Here is a 20478-nt window from a genome sequence, read left to right as displayed (position 1 = left end):
ACGCGTGGCGTGAAAAAATTCTATAGACAAGCATAACATAATAATAAGGAAGTGGAAAGAAAGAGGCAGAAAAGGAGGGCGTCGCCGAATTGGTCCTCTCTCTTTCTCTATTTTTATTCGACGAGGCGGATGATATGTTTAAACTCCTCTAATGTCGTATCGGGACCGATACCGTGGCGGTTTAACTGATACGGATCGTCGCCTGGTTTTACCGTTCCAACTTTTGTCGTAAATGCCATGGTGAAGCCTGTTTCTTTCAAAATATTAATCGTTTCTTGTTTGTATTGGCCGAATGGATAAGCGAAGTACGTCGTTCCGTTGAGAAGCTTTCGGCTTTGCAGAAGGTCGGCCTTTACGGTTGCACGCGGTTCTTTCATCAAATTCCCGATTCCATCCGTTCCTCGGTTATGAAGTGCGTGAGTGTGGCTCGCGAATTCAAATACGTCACGCATCTGATCGATTTCCGGCCAGCTGAGGAATTGAAGGATATCCGGGCGGAACGGCTGAACAGCCGAGGTATTTCGGCTAGTGATGAGAAACGCAACGGCATGAAAATGATATTGTTTTAGCACCGGATAGGCATAAATATAGTTCGTTTTTAATCCGTCATCGAAATGGATCATAATGCTTTTTGCGGGCAAGCTTCGTTTTCCGCGCAAGAATTGCTCGAGTTCTGGCAAGGTAATCGTATGATAGCCATGATCGCTCAGAAGTTTCATTTGTGCCGAGAATTGTTCATAGCTGACAACTGTTTTTTCGTTTTTGAACTTCACGTTTTCTTTTTCTTTTAGCAGATGGTGGTACACAATAACCGGCACTTCCGTTGCGAGGCCGGCTACGTTATTTTGATGGACATAGGCTAAGCGTCCGGCGAACATTATTTGATACCAAGGGCCTTCTATCTGCTGGACAGGCAAAGGCATGTTTTTATATACAGTGCCGATTGGCTCATCCAATGTTTTAGTTTTATAAACTGGTACGTCTGTTTTTGGGTAAACGATCTTTTTTGGCTTTGTCGAGCCATTCAAAGCCGGCAAGGAAGCTCGGACTTCTTTGACGTGCTGTTTGTATAAGTAGTATGAATTGTTTCCGAGCTGAATGGTATACCAATTATTATTTATTTTCGTAGCGCGGAATAATTGATCTTTATAAAGCCGGCCGACTCGTTCGAATTTTCCGTTCACCTTTCGATGGAAGACTGCTTTGTCGTTTGTGGCGCTGATCACTTTGACAGAAGCGGCAAACACAGGCTTGTAGGTTAATAGAACTAAAAAAATAGAAAACATGAAGCTCATCGCTAATATACAATAATGTTTTTTACGCATTATTGCCCCCCCTTTTTTGGTCTTTAGTCGCGTAACTATTCACCCCAGTGCTAGTGTATAAAAAAGCCCAGCACAAATAGGGCATTTCGGTCATAGAAAATGCCCTAGGTAGCGGAAAGAACTCGATCGATCGTTTCGCCTGCCAACAGAAGACATAATTAGTCGCATTACAAAATTCATAATAAAGCATAAATTTGGAAATGGAAGATTGTCAAGAAATGTATTTAATTTCCATCAAAATTAATAGATACTTTTTTCTTCTGCTCTATTAAAATATGGTTATAATAACAATTTTATTATTAAGAAAGGAGAATAGTTTTTGAGAACTCGACGCTTTATATCCCTTGTGCTGGCTGCCGTCCTGCTGTTTCCATTTTTCGTGTTTCCAGTTGCGGAAACAGCCGCGGCGGAAAGCGTTTCGTTCCGTGATGTGAAACAATATGAAAAAGAGATTACTTATTTATCAAGATTAGGTGTGATTCGAGGGTATCCGGATGGAACTTTCCGTCCGAATGATTCTGTAAAGCGGATACAAGCGGTGCAGCTCATTTTGCGCGCGCTAGGCATCGATCTTGTTGAAGATTCTTCTGTCCAGTTTACGGATGTGAAGAAAGGGGATTATGGGTATCGGGAAGTCGCTACCGCCGTGGAACTCGGCATTGTCAGCGGAAAAGAAAATGGTTCGTTTGATCCGTATGGACGGCTGACACGGGGACAAATGGCAAAGATTTTTGCGAATGCGTTTCGTCTTGTAGGAAAATGGAACAAAGACTTTACCGATGTAAAACCAGGAAATTGGGCATATGAATATGTGCAAGCATTAGCAGCGAACGGAATTACAACCGGTTACCCTGATGGCAGTTTTCGTCCAAATGATTCGATTCAGCGCATGCATTTTGCGGCGTTTTTGGCAAGGTATATCAATGATGAGTTTAAGCCACCTGTTTTGACGCCGTTTAGCCGAAAGGAAATTATCGCGAAAAAGGAAAGCGTTGTAATGATTGATGTGTATGATGAAAATGAAGAGCTTATTTCTCAAGGAAGCGGGTTTGTCACAACAAACGGATTGATTGTTACTAACTATCATGTTATTAATGGCGGATCATATTTTGAGGTGGAAACGCATACGGGAGATATTTATGAACTAGAAGGAGTTGTGGATTACGATTTAGATAATGATATCGCGATTTTAAAGCCATACGATTTATTGCCGATTAAGCAATTACGCCTCGGTTCTAAATCAATGGTGGAAGAGGGGGATGATATCGTTGCCATCGGAAGCCCACTAGGATTTTATAACTCCGTTTCTATCGGTATTGTCAGCGGGATTCGTCATTTTGAAGAAGAAGGATGGGAAGCGGATTATATTCAATTTACAGCGCCAGTCACCTTTGGCAACTCAGGCGGACCACTATTAAATATGTATGGTTACGTTGTCGGATTGGTTTCTTTTGGCTTTGAAATAGGAAATCTCAACTTTGCATTGGCGGTGGACCATATTAAAGATGTTCTTCAACCATATATTGGTGTTCCATTTTATCAGCTTCCGGTTCTTTCTATTGAAGAGCTACCGGTTATTGATGATGGAGAAGAGGAAATACCGGAAGAGGGGGAAATACCGAATGAAGAGAAGGATCCTGGCGAACAGCCGCCGGCTCCTACTGTGGAAACGACGAAATTTGTGTTAGAGCAAAATTTAGTGACATCGGTTTTTCATCCATCGTTGCCGATTTTGTATGGGCTTGATGTATTTGGAAATGTTGTTGAAGTCAATTATGAAACAAGACAAGTAAAAACATTGCCGTTGCCGCTGCCTGCTGAACGGTTATACTTTGCTAATAATGAACTATATATTACGTTGTTAAAAGGAAAGCATAGTTCTTATTGGTCGGAGGAAGACCAGCAAGGGGCGATAGCCATCATTGATGCAAACACGTTTACATTAAAGAAAGTATTTGACGTTGCCATCGATCCGTATGATATAGTGGCGGATGACCGCTATATTTATATTTCATCAGGCTCTGGGCAATGGACGTTGTTAAAAAGCTATGACCGCACCACTTATCAAGAAGTGGACTCTACATCGATTCGGCAGGCAAGCTTTTTGGAAATGAGTCCGGACAAAACGAGAATTTATGCAATCGGTACAGATCTTTCTCCTAGAGATATGGAAGTATTTTTTGTTTCGGATGGCAAGTTTACGGTCTATTATGATTCGCCGTATCATGGGGACTATGAACTTGCTAAGGATATGACCATCTCTAGCGATGGAAAATATTTATTTAACCATGCAGGAACGGTATTTTATGCTACTCCTTTGCAAAGCACGAATATGACTTATGCGGCAACGATTCAACCGTTTACAGCCATCGCTTTTGATCGGACAGCAAACGTATTTTATACAGCAAAAGATCATACAGTGAGAATGTACAACCAAACATTTGAAGAAGTAAAGGAATGGATTGTTTCAGGTACTGTTCAGAATATCTTTGTCTCAAACGGGAAAGTAGTTTTGTTAACGACTGAAACGCCGTATTCCAATGGATTAAACGTTCAATCTATCCAGATTTTTAATCAGGCTGTCGGTAGTGGTCTGTGAAGAAAAACCTCTCAGGAGCCCTGAGAGGTTTTTTAAGGAAAAATAAAAAAGGGGCCAGTGCTTATGCAAAGCAACTGGCTTACCAAACAAAATCTTACCGCGACTTTATTCTACAAAATTCGACAAAATATGTCTATAAGTAATTGTTTCTTGTCGAAAAATATATTTCCATATAATCAAGGTATTTCCTAGTTTGTTTTGTGGGTGATATATCATGATATTAATAAAAAATGAAACGCTCCAAAGAATTGCATTTGGAGCGTTTCACTGTTTATTTGTAAATCGGCACGTCAAAAATGAGCGTATATCGGTCAAGCAAGTCGTACAGCGCACTAATGTTGCGTACTTGTTTGACCGCCCAGCCAATGTCGGTTGCGTATTGATGTACTCCTGGGTTGGCTGGATTCCATCTCATTTTGTATAGCGTATCCTGCTTATAGGTTGGATTGTTAATATATCGATTGGCGATTTCCTCGGCTCCGCCGATAATCGCTGCTTCTGGAGTGAACCAGCCTTTCTTATAAGCGTATTCAGCTCCGCAACGGACTGGACAGCTATCATAAGCGTTCAGTCCGTACATGTTATAAACTACTTTCGGTTCAACCGGTTTGCCGTCCACTTCACTGACCAGCACGCCGTTTGCTAATTGGGAAGTGCCGTTTCCTGTTTCAAGAAGGGCATGTGAAATAAGATAAATTTCGTTAATACGATATTTTTGTCCGGCTTCAATAAATGCCTGTCCTTTTCCGGCAAGGATGCCTTTGCCGGCTAAAATTTTGTCATTTAACTCGTTTAATGGGACGCCTGCACTTTCTGATAGAACAAGAAACTGAAAGTATTCTTTGCTGTCGCGGCTGAATCGGCTAGGATCGAGATAGGCTTTGACATCTTCCGGCTTTGCGTTTTTCCAAGGGCCAAACTTAATTTCATACCAATCTCCCACCTTGTTGACCACTTGCACGATGTCGCCGGCTTTTAACGTCCCTACGATCCAATGGGATGTACTTGTTCCTTCCCGGACGTTTAACGCAGTGGCTGTAACCGTTCCGACCGTTGGAAACGTACCCGGTTTATCGACTTTTACATAAGCGGAATGTACGTAGGACGGACTGTTTCGGTATAAGTCGGTTTGCGGTTTTTTTTGCATTTGAATTTCTAACATGTCATCTAGTGTTAAATTATAGGATGTGTAACGAATAATCGGACCAATATGAATCGCGTCTTTCCATACGTAACCGATTCGTCCGCCGATGTCGATCACGACCGAACTGTTTTCTTCGCGAATGATTGGATAGCTTTCCCCTTGTTTGATGATCGCGAACCTTGTTTTTGTGTTATTCGGATCTTCGTAAACAGGTATGTCGGATACTGCTAGAAAGTATTGGTCTGTTGGCTGGAGGCCTTTATTTTCATTTTTTAGTTGAATCGAAAATGGCGGCCTTGTCGATGCTTTCCAAACATATGCGACCCCTTTTCCATATTTGATTTCGTGCCAGTTGCCGAAATCGCGCAGGCGCGGAAATACTTGACCTTTGTCCAAGTAAGCTACGACGATTAGTTTTCCTGTGCTGTTATCATAGACAGGAAGGCGGTCTTGCAGCACTTCGAAATATCGGTCTGTACTTTTGAATGGAAGTTTTACCGCGCTTTTATGGACGTAGCCAATCCGTCCCGATACGTCGATGCCATACCAATTTCCTAATTCTTTAACGACCGGATAGCTGACGCCTTTTTTAATGGCAGCGAATTTCACTAGTGTTCCCGATGAATTATCATATACAGACGCATCAGCAATGGTTGTAAAAGTCACACCATTCGGAGAGGCAGAATTGGCGTTTCGGATCGAAGAACCGCTGGAAGGCTCCGTTGCTCCTTTCCAAACGTACGCAACTCCTTTTCCAAATTTAATTTCATGCCAATTTCCGTAGTCTCGTATTCTCGGGAACTCTTGACCTTTTTCGAGCGTGCCGACTTGAACGAGCTTTCCGGTGCTATTATCATAGACCGCTGCTTGATCGACGGTGACACGGAAGTAACGGTCAGTAGGTTTGAAGGTGATTTGTACACCGTTTTTATGGACGTAACCGATTCTTCCAGCTATTAAAATTTCGTACCAATTTTCTCCGAATTTGCGGATAACAGGATAGGTTTGGCCCTTTTTAATTGTAGCGATATGAATAAGCGCACCGGTTGAATTGTCATATACAGGCAAATCAATCGTAGCAGTAAATACTGTGCTTCCTCCCGCGTTGCTGCCTGTTTTCATCGGGCTGTTTCCGTTCGATGGTTCCGTTGCCCCTTTCCAAACATACGCAACCCCTGTTCCAAACTGAATTTCGTGCCAATTTCCGTAATCTCGTATTCTAGGAAACTCTTGACCTTTTTCGAGCGTGCCGACTTGAACAAGTTTTCCGGTGCTATTATCATAGACCGCTACTTGATCGTCGACAACTTGAAAATATTTCGTGCTCGCTGTAAATTGAGCAGTTGTTGTTTGGTTTGTTGATGCGATGGAGGCGCTAGTTGCCGTTTGATTTGCGTCTGTACTATTGACCTTTGTTGTATTTGTTGTCGTTTCTAGCTGTTTTGTTTCCGTTATTGGCTGGCTTGTTTCTGTGCTGTTTGCCGGCGCGGCACTTGTATTTTTTGTTTCCTCGGAATCGGAAGCCGTGTTATCGTTTGGCTCTATTACAGAAACAAACGGAGATTTGTTTATGTATGCGAGCTGGTTTCCGATAATCATTTCAAACGCGTCATCAAGCTCCTGAGAAATCGGATATTGTTGTTCTGGCATTAAATATCCGATTAATTCACCGTTTTGTGTGTAAATGGCTGCTTTTTCTTTGACTAGCACATATGTGGATTGCGCTTTTTCTTCGTATGTATAGCTTGTTAGTGGTTCGGAAAGAACGGCATTTTGCACATCAGCACCATCAAGATAGGCAAGCTCGGTTCCCCACTGAATGTAAACACGGTTGTTTTCGAGTTTTACAGCTTGCAAGATGGTTCCCTTCGCTAATTCCCCAACCGGCTGATTCGTTTCCGGTTGTTTGACTGGCGCTGATTCGCTTGTTACTTGAACGTACGTATTCGCTTCCTCACCGGTGTTTGCTGACGTGCTGACGGCATATACCGGAGAAATGGCATAGGAAACTAGCAAAAACAGGATCGACAACAAAGCTGCGAATCTTCTTGTCTGTGCTCTCATTTACGTTCTAAACACCTCTTTCAAAAATTATAGTATGGTAGACATAACAAATTATATCATTTTTCCCAATAAGCTTACATAGTTCGATAACACTAAAAAATAGATAGCGAGATGTTTGGCGTCTTATGTCGAAAAAAGAGAACCGGTTGTTCCCTAAATTTTGTTAAGCTATAATGAATGAAATAGCAAATTGGATGTAATAAGGGGAGTTTATGATGAAAAAGGTACGAAAAGCAATTATTCCTGCCGCTGGGCTTGGAACAAGATTTCTCCCAGCGACAAAAGCGATGCCGAAGGAAATGCTGCCGATTGTCGATAAACCAACAATTCAATATATTGTAGAAGAAGCGATCGCCTCAGGAATCGAAGATATCATTATTGTAACGGGAAAAGGGAAAAGAGCGATCGAAGACCACTTTGATAATGCCCCAGAGCTGGAACAAATGTTACTTAAAAAAAAGAAATATGATTTGTTAGAACAAGTTCGGCATTCCGCGAACTTAGTGGATATTTATTACATTCGACAAAAATCGCCAAAAGGGTTAGGACATGCGGTATGGTGTGCGCGGAAATTTGTTGGGGACGAACCATTTGCCGTGCTTTTAGGCGATGATATTGTTCAGGCGGAAAAGCCATGTTTAAGCCAGCTGATTGAACAATATGAACATATGGGCTGTTCAGTTATTGGTGTGCAGCCTGTTCCAGACGAGGAAACACATCGTTACGGCATTATTGAACCGTGGGAACGAATAGGAAATTTGTATCAAGTGAAGCGGTTTGTCGAGAAGCCGCCTCGTGGAACGGCTCCGTCGAATTTGGCGATTATGGGACGATATGTGTTGACACCGGAAATTTTTGACTTCCTAGAGAAGCAAGAGGCGGGAGCAGGGGGAGAAATTCAGCTTACCGATGCGATTCAAAAATTAAATGAAAAGCAGCCGGTATATGCTTACAGCTTTAGTGGAAAAAGATACGATGTTGGCGAGAAGTTAGGATTTGTGAAAACAACCATTGAGTTTGCCTTGCAAAATGAAGAATTGCGGGAGGATCTTATCGCGTTTTTAAGGGATATCGTGAAAAAACTGCCCTAACTGACGAGGAAGGGGAGCTATATATATTGTTAGGCTGATGCATTAAAAAAATATGGGACTGGCCCCAAAAGATATTTAGGTTTTGGGTTCAGTCCCAGAGTTATAATACAAGAAAAATAGAGCCGATGATAATGAACAGCACTCCAGCGATTTTTTTTCGCGTTATTGTTTCTTTCAGCAGAATGGATGACAATAGGAACGTCCAAATGTAGGTGATCGATGTCAGCGGAAATACAACTGTATATGGAAGTTGCTGCAATACGATAATATTTAATACCGCACTGACGCCATAAAGCAGTCCGCCAGCGGCAAAAAACGCAAGGAATGGAACGTGTAATCCGATGCGCTGGCTTGCTGCTTTTTTTAAATAATATCCTCCTAATGCCCCGAGAAACGTCATGAAGATAAGCAGTAACAATGATTTAATCGTCCCCACCCCCGATTAAGACTGCGCCGACGATAATCAATACGACCGCAATCGCCTGCATCGCCGTAATTTGCTCATTGAGAAACATAGTTCCAAGCAGCAGCGCGAACACATACCCCATACTTAAAAGAGGGTGCAGCACGGACAAACTCCCGAAGCGGAAAGCTACGGTCATGAGAACAGCGCCGACGCCGTAAAATAGAAACCCTAGGATTAAATGGCGGTTCCATTGTCCTCCCGATAACTTCCAAAACATTTGGCCGCTTGCTGTGCTCATGGATGCCAATAAAATGAGGACAATACCGATTTTGTTTTTCTTCAGCGATTGAATAAACGCGTTCATGGCGGCATCCCTTTCTTTCGATCAGAATGAATGCAAATCAAAAATGGATAAAAACGATCATGTCATATGGTTAAGAATGCCCCTGCTAAAGAATAAAATGTCATCAAAACACCGCTAAGCAGCCCAGCTATAAAGCTGGCTGCGTAACAATTAAGAGACGTCATTTCGTTCTTTTTCTCTCAAGTGTTCATATATTCTGTTGAGTTCAAGTTCATACTGCTTCCGATGTGCGGCGGCAACTGTGTCTAAAATGAGTCCGCAGGCAAATGACAGCAACGCAAAAATCATTAATCCTACTGCTAAAATGGCGGAAGGGACGCGGGTAATAAATTTCGTTTGAATAAATTCAACCACGACAGGAATGCCGACAGCGAGTCCAAGGATGAAAAATAGCAACGCCCATAAAGAAAAGAACAAGAACGGCTTATAATCTTTAAATAAGGTAAAAATCATTTTTAATACTTTCCATCCGTCGGAAAACGTGTTAAGTTTCGATTCACTTCCTTCCGGACGGTCCCGGTAATCAATCGGCACTTCTTTTATAAGAAATTTTTTATCGAGCGCGTGGATGCTCATTTCGGTTTCGATTTCAAACCCCGGACTCATAACGGGCATTGATTTTACAAACAATTTGTCGAAGGCGCGGTAGCCTGTCATAATATCTTTAATGTCGCTTTTGTATAAAAAGTTGATTAAGTTTTTAACGAGGTTGTTCCCAAAGTTATGAAACGGGCGTTTGTTTTCTTGAAAATACGTTCCGTTGGATAATCGGTCGCCAATTACCATATTGGCTTCTCCTCTTTTAATTGGTTCAATCAGCTGATGAACAAATTCAGCAGGATATGTATCGTCCCCATCGACCATGACGTAAATGTCGGCATCGATTTCGCGAAACATGGACCGAACGACGTTTCCTTTGCCCTGGCGCAATTCTTTGCGAACGATCGCGCCATGCTCGGCAGCGATTAAAGATGTTTTATCTTTTGAATTATTGTCATATACGTAAATGTCTGCCTCTGGCAATTCGCGCTTAAAATCGCTAACGACTTTGCCAATCGTTTTTTCTTCATTGTAACAAGGGATAAGCACAGCAACTTTCATGGTGTTCACTCCTTTATCGTAAAATATTGAGCCGCTTTTCACATTGCAAAGAAACACAGGGACAAGCATATCATTTTTTCATCATTTTTTCTATCACGTCATCGGTCTTCGTACGGAAAAATCCCGATGTGATCAGTGACGCCATATCCGTTTTTGAGAAATAACGAAAATACTCTTTCTTTATTTTTCCAAGTTCCATTGGAGTCGAAATGGTCATCCCTTCATAAAGGGAAGAAGGAGGGTTATCGATGATCCAATCGCCTGCGTGAATTCCGCTCGCTATTTCACGTTCTAGCCCATCCGCTAAACCAAGCTGAACGCTGCGCGCGTCCACTTTGTCTTTAGAAAGCTTATATACAATGTGCTTTTTCCGTTTTTGTACAATAGATGTTTTTGGAATGGACGGAACATCTTTGCTTTCCTGCAAAATAATCGAGAGCGACACATGTGACCCGTATGGCAAGGATGCTTCGTTATTTTCAAGATGAACATAAAAAGGATAAAAGCTTTCCTTTTTTTGCTGCGTCGGGATTTTGTCAATTTCCGTTATTGTTCCCGAATAGATGTTTTTCCTTTGCCCAAGCGGTATGATCTTTACACGTTGGCCTTCTTTTATTTTTGGCAGCTCCATTTCGGATAATGTCCCTTTGATTAAGTAAGGGCGTCTAACAATCGAAATAAACGGGTGCGGTTTATTCAGCTCCACGTTGTCAATGATGCCGGCAGCCGGACTTTTTACTATTTGTTTTTCCTTTTTTTTCTCTAAATAGGCTTTTTGATTGGTGAGGTGATGTATTTTCGATTCAATCTCTCTTCTTTCTGACTGTAGCTGCTGCATGAGAAGTGCCTGAGAGTTTTCTTGGCCCTCTTGGGTTTCCATATCCATTTTTAATGAATCGATCGATTGTTCCACTTCATTTTGTTGCTGCTGCCAAAATGCAAGTTCATTTGCAAGTTCTTCGATCTGTTCGTCGAGTTGATTGCTTTTCAATGAAAACAGTGGAGTTCCCATCTGCACTTCTTGTCCGCGTCGAACAAAAATTTTTTCTACCTCATTCATATCTGTCGGCAGAAAGATTTTTTCGATGTGCGGAGATGAAACAACCCCTTTAGCAGGGAAAAATAATGTAAAATCCCTTTGTTTTACTTGAATGATGGAATCGCTGATGACGGTGCGCGACAAAGATTTGTCATATTTATCAAAGAGATATAAATTAATGGAGAAAAAAAGAGAGAAAACGATTAATGTTCCATATATCATCCATTTCTTTCGCATATGAACCCCCTCGGTTTATATGAAATTGTGCCGTCACAGCATTTTGACACTATCTTTGCTTGCTAGACCATGACAAAAATCAACGAAGCGGCAAGACGGATGAATAAATAAACAATGGCAACGATCGTCAACACACTCCATTTTGACATCGAAGAACAAATGGTTAGACCGATTGTCTGCACCGTCAAGCTCCAAATAGAAAAGATGGTGATTGATTGGAAAAAATGGATGAGAAAGAGATGGTCGAAAGCAAGCTGGGCGATAATGCCGAGCCCAAATGGCGATGAAAAGATATTCGCGCCTGTAATTAGACGGAATAAAAGGAATAGCGCATGCTCGATCACATAAATAAACATAGCGTACAGTTCGATCGTCATAATTTTCTCAAACGATACTTTTCCTCTTAATATGAGCCAAATCAACAATGACGTGATGTACATGACGATCATTGGAGCGATGAGGCCATGTCCAATTGCACCAGCAGCAAATAGCAGTTTTGCTGTTTCAATAAAGCCGTCGGGCATTTTTCCAATCAATGCTGTAAATCTTTCCGTATCCAATCCCATATAGACTCCTAATCCGGAAAGAAGCGCATTGCATAATGCTAGAATAACAAGTCTTCGAAAAAAGCCTCGCACCGTTTCCGCCTGTTGCAGCTCCATAAAAGCGGCGGAAGGGCGGAGTATGCCATGCCAAAGCCGTACTTGAAACATGATTCAGTCCCCCATTAATGACTTTTTATATATGTACACTTCTATCATTTTAGCGCAATCATTGATCAATTTAAACAAAAAGAATTTCTAAAATTTACTTGTATCTAGGTGGGCAAGATGTTTGTTAAAATGAAACAGCACCAACCGAGTCTTTCATATAGAATCGTAATATTTTAGCCAGAGCTGCCTTACGAAAAAGGCGGCTCTTTTTTTTTCGTTGTTTGCTATACTAAATTAGAAAAAAGAGAAAGAGGTGAAAACATGCGGAATCATTTGTGGTTTATGGTTTGTTTATGGGTCGGCTGTGTATTCTTGTTTGCAAAAGACGCGCACGGTCAATCCTTATCTGAATGGCTCATTTATTTTCAAAATGAAAAAGATTATTCGCTATTTATGGAAAAATATAAAGATAGAGTAAAAGACGAAGAGGAACAATGGGTAGTAAAAGCCATGTTTACTAGGGAGGAAATCGACGAAATTCAAAAGCTTCCCATTGTAGCAAAGGTAGAGCCGAATTATCAGAAATCGCTCGCTTCTTCTATTTTTAATGATCCTCTTTTCTCTCAACAATGGGGGATGAATAAAATTGATATATTGTCCGTGGCGCCTAAGTTTCATCAACGTAATATTTTGATAGGAAAACAAATTGTCACTGCCCAAGGTGCGATGACATATGAAGGGCAGCCATTACATACTCTGAGCTTTTCAATTTTGTCAGAGGAAGGAATGAAACTATCCCGCTTATCGGTCACGGTTGATCATGTTGAAAATTTATGGACACTCCAAGTGATGGATCAGAACGGACAGGTGATCTCTCAAAATAACGGCAATTTACCCACATTAGATGTGCTTTTGCCGAAAAATCAAACATATAAGGCGTTGCAAATTCATATTCAAGCAAACGGATGGAAAGAACCTCCTGTTATAACCAACGTAACAGCAGTCGATCATGTGCTTGTCGCTGTCATCGATACAGGAGCGGCGATACATAAAGACTTTTGCGGAAACGTTCTTCATAGTTTAGGGAGAGATTACGTTCATCCGGGAAGGCTGGCGCTGGATGACCATGGACATGGTACGCACGTGACAGGAATCATCGCTGCTTGTGCGAATAATCATGAGGGAATTGTTGGAACAGCAGGATTTGCTCCTGTGGACGTTGTTCCTTTGAAGGTGCTTGACCGTGAAGGGACGGGCGGCGATTTTGAGATCGCCAAGGCGGTCAATGACGCGGTATCGATCGGGGTGGATGTCATTAATTTAAGCTTGGCTGGAAAAGGAAAGACGCTTGTTTTGGAACAAGCGGTTCAAAATGCTCTTCAACATCACGTGGTTATCGTAGCGGCTGCAGGCAATTGGGGAATTCCGATACAGGATGTTTATCCTGCCTCTTACCCTGGAGTGATTGCGGTTGCGGCGGTGGACGAAAACAATCAAATTATCCCTTATTCCAATTATGGATGGGAACTGGATATTAGTGCGCCTGGTGAAAATATTCTCAGTACATATATGAATAATGAATATCGGGTCTTAAACGGAACGTCGATGGCCGCTCCTTTTGTGTCGAGTGTAGCGGCATTGTTAAAGGCAATGGACCCCCGCTTGGATGACATGCAAATTCGCAAGCGGTTATTTGAGTCAGCGAAGGATATACGAGAAAAAGGATATGATATTCATTCCGGATATGGCGTAGTGCAGGCGGCGAAAGCGATCCATCTTCCGTACAGTGAAGCGGTTGATTGGCTGACCATCCAAAACGGCCAGCCGGTTTCATTTTCGAAACAGCAGCTTCTCGGCATATCGAAAGGATTGATTGGCAAAGATGTGTATGTTTTTATCGATGATCAGTTAGTAGAAAAAAGAAACGTTGATGATCATTGGATTTCATTTGTATTACCCGATATTCCATCAGCTAGGAATGAGCAAAAGCTGACGGTGATCAGCGCCGATCATAATGGAGAGGTAGTTGCTTTTGATGAACGTTGGATGAATTCGACATCATCGGCATCTGCTTCTTTCACTGATGTTCCATCGTCATTTTGGGCATACGAAGAAATTCAAACGGCGTACCGTGAAAGATGGATTAACGGTTTTACCGATCATACATTTCGTCCTAACGCCTTGTTAACGCGGCGGCATGCTGTTATGATGATGAATCGGTTGTTTCAATGGAGGCCGCAGCAAATCCAATCTCCTTTCCTCGATACGCCGCTGACGTTGGCGGGAGCGGTGCCGATTTACACTGCATATGGTCAGCGCATTGTGAAAGGATATGATGATGGACATTTTTATCCAGAACGGTTTGTAACGAGAGCACAAATGGCGGTGATGCTGGCAAGAGCATTAAAATTAAGTGAAACCTCGTTTTCCGGCACTCCTTATCCGTTTAAAGATATAGATGGATCAGGGCATTTTGCTTATTATGCGGTCCAACAGCTCGCAGATAAAGGCATTATTACGAAACAGCCATATTTTCGTCCGAATGAATTTCTTACCCGCGCTCAGTTTGCGGCAATGCTTGCAAGAACATATCGATATATGTCAAACAAGAAATGAAGCTCATCATGCTTGTCATGATGGGCTTTATGTCGTTTATTTGGAAAAGTTTGTCGAATTAGGGTTGCGATTTTATACATAGTTTCATAGAATTAAGTTGATAGAGGGAGAATGTACATATTTGTCCGAATTTTGGATAATGAAAGGAGAGATGTTGTTGCAGCCGTTGCGATTATTGTTGTTCTGTTTGTTGGTGTTGTTTTGTTACTCTTCGGCAGCCTATGCAGAAACGGATTCGTCTGTCACTTCTTCACCCGATGTTTTACAGGAAATTCGTGATTTTCATCAGCCATCGCCATTTGATGCCGAATCATCTCGTTCCTCTTTTTCGGCTGCTTCCACCGGAAAAGCGACATTTGCCGATGTACCAGCTGATCATTGGGCAAAAAGAGAGATTGAATTTTTATACGAACGTGCGATTATTCAAGGGTATAATGAAAATGGCGTAATGAAATTTCATCCGAACGAGAATGTAACGAGAGCACAGGCAGCAAAAATGATTATGAAAGCGTTAGGAGAAAGCGAAAAGAAGGTAACCCGTGCGCGTTTTACAGATGTCCCTCCTTCCCATTGGGCGGCAGGATGGATTGAGAGGGCGGTGGAAAAAGGAATTTTCAAGGGATATGAGGATGGAACGTTTCAACCAAACGCTCCACTGAAACGGTCGCAAATGAGCAAAATTATTGCTATTGCTTTTAAGTTACCGGAGCCTGCAGTTGCGAAAAACCAGCAGATTTTCCGTGATATTAAGCCAGATTACTGGGCTTATCCTTACATCGCGAAACTGTATTACCATGGGATTTCTAACGGAAGCGACAATCAGTTTATGCCAGAGTCATATATATCAAGAGCTCAATTTTCCGCATTTGTCGCTCGCGCGTTGAACAAAGATTTCCGCCTTTCGGTCAATAGCCCTGCTATTGCTACAGGGAAAGTGACTGCGGACACATTAAATGTCCGTTCGGCTGGAAACGCCAACGCTTCGGTGATTGGCCAGCTTGTTCGTGGGACAGTGGTTAATGTTTTAGAGATAAACGGATATTGGGCGAAAATTTCGTACAATGGCAAAACGGGATATGTACATAAGTCGTATTTAAAATTAAAAAATATAAGCGGCAATCCGGTGCAAGGGCGTATTATTGTGGTTGATGCCGGCCATGGCGGAACAGATCCAGGGACGATGAAAGAAAAAACGTACGAAAAGAACATCGTCTTATCTGTTGCGAAAAAAGTGAAACAGAAGCTGGAAAGCGCCGGGGCTAAAGTCATTATGACGAGGGAAACCGACGTGTTTAAAAAGCTCGAGGAGCGAGTGCAGATTGCCAAAAATAATTACGCGGAGCTGTTTGTCAGCATCCATGTCAACTCGGCAAGCCCATCCGCGAGCGGCACAGAAACTTATTATGATACATCGAAAAATCCAAATGGCTATGAAAGCTATTTATTAGCGAAAGCCATTCAGCAGCAAATCGTAAGTAACGCCAGCATGAAAGATCGCGGCGTAAAAGACTATAATTTTTACGTCGTCCGCAATAACAATGTTCCAAGTGTTCTGATCGAACTCGGTTTTATCACGAACAACAGTGACTACCAAAAATTGACTTCCGATTACTATCAAGATATTTTTGCGCAATCGATTTATAATGGCATTGTCCAATATTACAGCCAATGATAAGATGAAGGGTGCCCAAAGGGCCTCCCTTCATTTTTCATTGTATTCAAAAATTGCTATAATGTAATGGTCAAAAGTGCTTTTATGGATAAGGAAACAATAGTATAATGAATAAAGTTGAGACGAACAACATTTTTCGACAATCATTTTTAAAAAGGTGTTTTTTATGAAGATAGGTATTATAGGAAACTATGGTCACAATAATAATGGAGATGAGGCAATTTTAACAGGAATCTTAAAACAGTTGATAGAGGAGCTGTCTATCCCCAACGAAGATATCATTGTTTTTAGCAACAATCCCAAGGATACAGAGCAACGATACGGGGTCAAAGCAGTTCCTATCTTTCACCGCAAAGGCCCTCTCCTGTTCTCTATTATGAAAACATTAAAAGAAAATTATTTTATCATGAGAAAGCTCGATGCAATCATTGTGGGCGGCGGCGGAATTCTTATGGATTTGTATAAATGGGATGGTCCATTATACGCTACTCTTGGGTTATTAGGGCATTACGCAGGATGTAAAGTGATTGTTTACGGAGTCGGGGTAGGTCCGATTGAAACGAAACTGGGGGCCTTTTTCATTAAGCAATTATCCCAAAAAGCCTTCTGCATTTCCGTTCGGGATGAGCAATCGAAACGGCTGCTGCAGGCGCTAGGGGTGAAAAGGGACATATATGTAATCGGAGATCCGGCACTGTATTTAGCTGCTCCAAACGAAAAGAAAGAATCACGCTTTGTTCAAAAAGTAGCCGTTACCGCTGTGCCATATTACAATGGGAAGTATTGGCCTACTTCTAATGAACAAAAGTACGCCAATTACGTTACCGGAATGGCGAAAAATTTAGATCAGCTTATTGAGAAAAAGAACGTGACGGTTACGTTTTTTTCAACGAAATATCCCCAGGATGTGCAAGTTACAAAGGATATTGCCTCACGAATGAAACATAGTGATCGTGTCACCATTATTGATGAAAATTTGCATCCAAATGATATTGTCTCTATTTGTGCTTCCCATGATCTTGTGATTGGAACAAGACTGCATTCGCTTATTTTGGCGGTTGTCGCAAAAACTCCAATCATTGGCGTTGGCTATCATCCAAAAGTTCATCATTTTTTAACGTTTATCCGCCAGACAGATCGCTATGTTTCTGTTGAAGAACTAGGAATGGAACCGACTTCGTTTGTTCAGATTGTAGAGAAGATGGAGAAAAATTGGTTGGACATTCAACGGGAAACGATACAAATAGCTGAACAGATGAGAGAGAAAGCAGGGGAAGGGATTGAATTGCTGCGTTTGATGGGTGAGAAACATGTCCGCTAAAAAAATATTAGTGTTAAGCAACATGTATCCGACGGAAACGGCAAAATCATTTGGCATATTTGTGAAAAATCAAGTGGAAGCTCTCCGCGGCCGAGGGCTGGATGTGGATGTCATTGCTGTAACAAACCCTCGTACTGACAAGGCAAATGTCCTGATGAAATATATTTTTTGGTTTCTTCGGACGCTGATTCATTGTATGATAAAAGGCCGAAGTTATGATGTCGTTCACGCTCATTATGTCTTTCCTACAGGAATGTTGGGATTATTGTATAAAAAATGGTGGAAGACGAAGCTGATTGTGACCGCGCATGGCGGGGATATTGACCGGATGGCCAACAAAAGCGGACGGATTCGGCAGTGGACTACAACCATTTTACAAGAGGCGGACCATGTCATTGCGGTAGGGCACAAACTTGCCGAACAAATTCGCGATGAATTCGGCGTTCCTAGAGAAAACGTCTCTGTGATTAACATGGGAGTAAATCGCCGAATATTCCAACCGCTCGATAAAGATAAGGCAAGAAAGCGCTGCGGGATCACTGTACATGAGGTTCCGATTTTATTTGTTGGAAATATTATTCGTCAAAAAGGACTAATCGAATTGGTGGAAGCATTTTCTAAATTGAAAAAAGAATATCCTTCTGTTTCTCTTTATATGATTGGGGCCAAGAAGGATAATGCCTTTTATAATGAACTCATTCATCGCATTAAGGAAGCGGGAATCAACGATGTATCTATATATGATGCGATGAAACAGCAGGAGGTAGCGGTGTGGATGGCCGCCGCGGAGATGTTTGTTTTGCCATCTCATTTAGAAGGATTTGGATTGGTGGCATTAGAGGCAATGTCTTGTCATACTCCCGTTGTCGGAAGCCGTGTTGGTGGATTGGCTTATTTGCTGGATGATGGGGCAGGTGTGCTTGTAGAGCCTCGCAATCCAGACTCCTTATTCGAGGGAATGAAAAAAGTTCTTGATGATCCTGCCCTTCGGAAACAGCTAATTCAAAAAGGTGAGGCGCGCGCCCAAGAAAATGATCAAGAGCGAATTATTGATCAAATTCTTAAGCTTTACGGCCATGTTGAGTAATATTATTATTTCAAAATACTAATTCCAAACGAAATCAATGGGTATGATGAACGCAAAAAATAGTGGTATAGCAGGTGAGGATGTGAACAGAAAACGTCTGTTTCAAGTCATTGGTGTCGTAACCGTTATTAACATATTGGCCCGATTTTTCGGTTTTATACGTGAAGTGATCATCGGATATCATTTTGGCACGTCCTCATTAGCAGATAGTGTGGTTTTGGCTTATACCATTCCTAACTTTCTGTATTTAGTACTTGGCGGGGCGATTACGACCGCCTACATCAGCATCTATAGTAAAATGGTGAACGATATAGAGAAGCAGCGCTTTCACAATACTGTATTTACATATATGTTGGTTTTCTTATTATTGCTCACAGCAGGATTAATGCTGTTTTCAAAAGCCATTGTCGCATTCTTTTTTTCAGGTCTCACCGGCTCACAGTTGCTGATGACGTCACAGCTTTTTGCCATTACGGCTCCGTCTGCGTTATTTCTTGTTTTTTCAATGTGGTTTTCTGGCATTTTAAACGCGCAAAATCAATTTTATAGCGCTGCTGTTGCGACATTGGTGAATAACGGGATGTTTGTGCTGCTGGTCGTATTGCTTTATCCTTTTTGCGGTATTTATGCATATGGATGGGGAGCGGTGGCAAGTGCTGTGATGATGATTGCTATTTTGTTTGTTCATTTGCGGAAAAATAACTTGCACCGCTTTCGTTTTCAATGGGTGACGACGGAATCGGAATACATCGTTAGAATGTTGAAAATCGCTATACCTGTCCTATTTGGCGGTGCGACGCTGCAATTGTATATTTTTATTCAGCGCATGTTCGCATCACAGCTTGAGGCCGGCTATGTAGCGGCTTTAAACTATGCTTCGAAGTTTGTCCAACTACCGCAAACTATTTTAATGACTAGCGTAACGACAGTCATCTATCCAATGCTTGCCAAAAAAACAGCAGAGCAAGATTATGCGGGCATTTCATCCGTATTTTTCCGTGGGCTGAAATCGTTATTCATGATGATTATTCCTGTTTCGATTTTTGTTTATTTTTATGCCGAAGAAATAGTGAAGCTCATTTTCGAATACGGTTCGTTTACGGCACAATCAACAAAAATGACGGCGATGATGCTGAAAATTTTTGTCATCGGGATGTTTGCGCAAGCCGCCAATCTTTTTGTTACACGATTTTTTTACGCAATGGAAAAATCGTTCGTTCCAGTAGCTACCGGCATGATTTCCGTATTTGGCGTCAATATTTTGATTATTAAGCTGTTCATTGGAAAATATGGAGCGGACGCTGTAGCATGGGGAACGACGATTAGCGCTATGGTTCAATTTCTAACGCTGATTGCGGCAAGCGTGGTACAGCTTCGTCTCCAACCTGAAAAAGAAACGCAGTGGCTTCGGCTTTTCCTGTATGCCATCTGTGTAACGGTCGCCGCATCGATCATTCACAAATATGTAGATTTTAGCAATCATATTGTGAATATTGCAGTAGGCGGAGTCATATTCGTTCTTTTCTCTTTTCTTTTGTTAAAATCGTTTCGTTTAATTTCTCTTCAACGGCTGCCGATGATGAAATAGGCAGCTGTTTTTTTATGACTGTTTGTTTATCTAAAGGCAGATGTGCGTACAGAGAAAATACATATATGTTCGAAATATATGAATAAAGAAAAAGATTAATAGATTTTCAGTGATTTTGCTATTTATGTAATAGAGTTAATATGTTATAATCAACGCTGTGGGATTTGAGCG

At 41.7% G+C, this 20478-nt stretch carries 14 protein-coding genes; 7 read left to right on the top strand and 7 right to left on the bottom strand.

Annotated features, from left to right (window positions below):
- Positions 1–113 precede the first annotated feature (113 nt).
- Complete coding sequence (locus B9L23_RS17925; RefSeq protein ID WP_062679023.1) at positions 114–1325, bottom strand: polysaccharide deacetylase family protein; 1212 nt, start codon at positions 1323–1325, stop codon at positions 114–116.
- Between the two features lie 319 nt (positions 1326–1644).
- Between B9L23_RS17925 and B9L23_RS17920 the strand changes: the two genes are divergently transcribed.
- Positions 1645–3924: an S-layer homology domain-containing protein gene (locus B9L23_RS17920; protein ID WP_089098136.1), complete on the top strand. Its 2280-nt coding sequence runs from the start codon at positions 1645–1647 to the stop codon at positions 3922–3924.
- Positions 3925–4195: 271 nt separating this feature from the next.
- On the opposite strand, the gene B9L23_RS17915 is transcribed toward B9L23_RS17920, so the two are convergent.
- Positions 4196–7132, bottom strand: a complete 2937-nt coding sequence (locus B9L23_RS17915; protein WP_089098135.1) for an SH3 domain-containing protein — start codon at positions 7130–7132, stop codon at positions 4196–4198.
- 215 nt (positions 7133–7347) lie between these two features.
- Here B9L23_RS17915 and galU point away from each other — a divergent pair, with 215 nt between their 5' ends.
- Positions 7348–8223, top strand: coding sequence for a UTP--glucose-1-phosphate uridylyltransferase GalU (gene galU, locus B9L23_RS17910; RefSeq protein ID WP_089098134.1), 876 nt, complete (start codon positions 7348–7350; stop codon positions 8221–8223).
- A gap of 100 nt (positions 8224–8323) precedes the next feature.
- On the opposite strand, the gene B9L23_RS17905 is transcribed toward galU, so the two are convergent.
- The 5 genes from B9L23_RS17905 to B9L23_RS17885 form a co-directional block, all read right to left on the bottom strand.
- A complete protein-coding gene (locus tag B9L23_RS17905; RefSeq protein ID WP_245842452.1) occupies positions 8324–8641 on the bottom strand; it encodes an EamA family transporter in 318 nt (105 codons plus the stop codon).
- Between the two features lie 4 nt (positions 8642–8645).
- Positions 8646–8993, bottom strand: coding sequence for an EamA family transporter (locus B9L23_RS17900; protein WP_089098132.1), 348 nt, complete (start codon positions 8991–8993; stop codon positions 8646–8648).
- A 150-nt stretch (positions 8994–9143) separates the two neighbouring features.
- A complete protein-coding gene (locus B9L23_RS17895; RefSeq protein WP_089098131.1) occupies positions 9144–10094 on the bottom strand; it encodes a DPM/DPG synthase family glycosyltransferase in 951 nt (316 codons plus the stop codon).
- A gap of 70 nt (positions 10095–10164) precedes the next feature.
- Positions 10165–11370: an efflux RND transporter periplasmic adaptor subunit gene (locus B9L23_RS17890; RefSeq protein ID WP_089098130.1), complete on the bottom strand. Its 1206-nt coding sequence runs from the start codon at positions 11368–11370 to the stop codon at positions 10165–10167.
- Between the two features lie 62 nt (positions 11371–11432).
- Complete coding sequence (locus tag B9L23_RS17885; protein WP_089098129.1) at positions 11433–12083, bottom strand: YIP1 family protein; 651 nt, start codon at positions 12081–12083, stop codon at positions 11433–11435.
- A 261-nt stretch (positions 12084–12344) separates the two neighbouring features.
- On the opposite strand from B9L23_RS17885, the gene B9L23_RS17880 reads away from it, so the two are divergent.
- From B9L23_RS17880 to murJ, 5 genes are all read left to right on the top strand, one after another.
- A complete protein-coding gene (locus B9L23_RS17880) occupies positions 12345–14639 on the top strand; it encodes a S8 family peptidase (protein WP_089098128.1) in 2295 nt (764 codons plus the stop codon).
- A 157-nt stretch (positions 14640–14796) separates the two neighbouring features.
- The gene (locus B9L23_RS17875; protein WP_089098355.1) at positions 14797–16311 is read left to right on the top strand and encodes an N-acetylmuramoyl-L-alanine amidase; all 1515 of its coding nucleotides are present in this window, start codon (positions 14797–14799) and stop codon (positions 16309–16311) included.
- A 166-nt stretch (positions 16312–16477) separates the two neighbouring features.
- Positions 16478–17632: a polysaccharide pyruvyl transferase family protein gene (locus B9L23_RS17870; RefSeq protein WP_089098127.1), complete on the top strand. Its 1155-nt coding sequence runs from the start codon at positions 16478–16480 to the stop codon at positions 17630–17632.
- Positions 17622–18719 carry a glycosyltransferase gene (locus tag B9L23_RS17865; protein ID WP_245842451.1) on the top strand — a complete coding sequence of 366 codons (1098 nt, stop codon included), beginning with the start codon at positions 17622–17624 and terminating at the stop codon, positions 18717–18719. The genes B9L23_RS17870 and B9L23_RS17865 overlap by 11 nt, the downstream gene beginning before the upstream one ends.
- 82 nt (positions 18720–18801) lie before the next feature.
- The gene (murJ, locus tag B9L23_RS17860) at positions 18802–20307 is read left to right on the top strand and encodes a murein biosynthesis integral membrane protein MurJ (protein ID WP_089098126.1); all 1506 of its coding nucleotides are present in this window, start codon (positions 18802–18804) and stop codon (positions 20305–20307) included.
- Positions 20308–20478 lie beyond the last annotated feature (171 nt).

The sequence above is a fragment of the Parageobacillus galactosidasius genome, assembly GCF_002217735.1.
Lineage (GTDB): Bacteria > Bacillota > Bacilli > Bacillales > Anoxybacillaceae > Parageobacillus_B > Parageobacillus_B toebii.
This window is presented reverse-complemented; position numbering and strand designations above follow the sequence as displayed.

Coding starts and splice junctions, on each gene's coding strand:
- B9L23_RS17870 (WP_089098127.1), top strand. CDS start 16,478: ATGAAGATAGGTATTATAGGAAACTATGGTCACAATAATAATGGAGAT.
- B9L23_RS17915 (WP_089098135.1), bottom strand. CDS start 7,132: ATGAGAGCACAGACAAGAAGATTCGCAGCTTTGTTGTCGATCCTGTTT.
- B9L23_RS17885 (WP_089098129.1), bottom strand. CDS start 12,083: ATGTTTCAAGTACGGCTTTGGCATGGCATACTCCGCCCTTCCGCCGCT.
- B9L23_RS17900 (WP_089098132.1), bottom strand. CDS start 8,993: ATGAACGCGTTTATTCAATCGCTGAAGAAAAACAAAATCGGTATTGTC.
- B9L23_RS17880 (WP_089098128.1), top strand. CDS start 12,345: ATGCGGAATCATTTGTGGTTTATGGTTTGTTTATGGGTCGGCTGTGTA.
- galU (WP_089098134.1), top strand. CDS start 7,348: ATGAAAAAGGTACGAAAAGCAATTATTCCTGCCGCTGGGCTTGGAACA.
- B9L23_RS17890 (WP_089098130.1), bottom strand. CDS start 11,370: ATGCGAAAGAAATGGATGATATATGGAACATTAATCGTTTTCTCTCTT.
- B9L23_RS17895 (WP_089098131.1), bottom strand. CDS start 10,094: ATGAAAGTTGCTGTGCTTATCCCTTGTTACAATGAAGAAAAAACGATT.
- B9L23_RS17925 (WP_062679023.1), bottom strand. CDS start 1,325: ATGCGTAAAAAACATTATTGTATATTAGCGATGAGCTTCATGTTTTCT.
- B9L23_RS17865 (WP_245842451.1), top strand. CDS start 17,622: ATGTCCGCTAAAAAAATATTAGTGTTAAGCAACATGTATCCGACGGAA.